Below are 478 nucleotides of genomic sequence, written 5' to 3'. Positions count from 1 at the left end.
GTGCGCGGTGCACGGCTGGCCCAGGACGCCGGGGTGGCGCTGGAAGAGATCGAAGGCGTATCGAAAACCCTGGCCGCGCTGATCCAGAGCATCTCCAACGCGGCGCAGCAACAGACCTCATCGGCGGGACAGATCTCCCTGACCATGAACGTGATCCAGCAGATCACCACGCAGACGTCATCGGGCTCCACCGCTACCGCCGAAAGCATCGGCAACTTAGCGAAGATGGCCAGCCAGTTGCGCAGGTCGGTGTCGGGTTTCACCCTGCCAGCGGCCAAACAGGCTGATGATTGAAATGCGATCCAAATGTGGGGGGGCTTGCCACCTCCCACACTCGATCTCCATTGGCTTTGAGATCCAGGCAACCCACGAATTCTAAGCGGAGCAGTTATGGTTGATCGGCACGACTACGTGGCCCTCGAATGGGTCAAGGGCGACATTGCCGAAACCCTGAAACAGGCCCGTTCGGCGCTGGATG

At 60.7% G+C, this 478-nt stretch carries 1 pseudogene; it reads left to right on the top strand.

Features of this window, described 5'->3' with window-relative positions:
- Positions 1 to 294: pseudogene (locus FCS21_RS15875) on the top strand (chemotaxis protein); the annotation flags it as partial.
- Positions 295 to 478 lie beyond the last annotated feature (184 nt).

The organism is Colwellia ponticola (assembly GCF_005885605.1).
GTDB classification, from domain to species: domain Bacteria; phylum Pseudomonadota; class Gammaproteobacteria; order Enterobacterales; family Alteromonadaceae; genus Colwellia; species Colwellia ponticola.
Note: the sequence above shows the minus strand (reverse complement) of the source record. Positions and strands in the feature narration are given on the sequence as shown.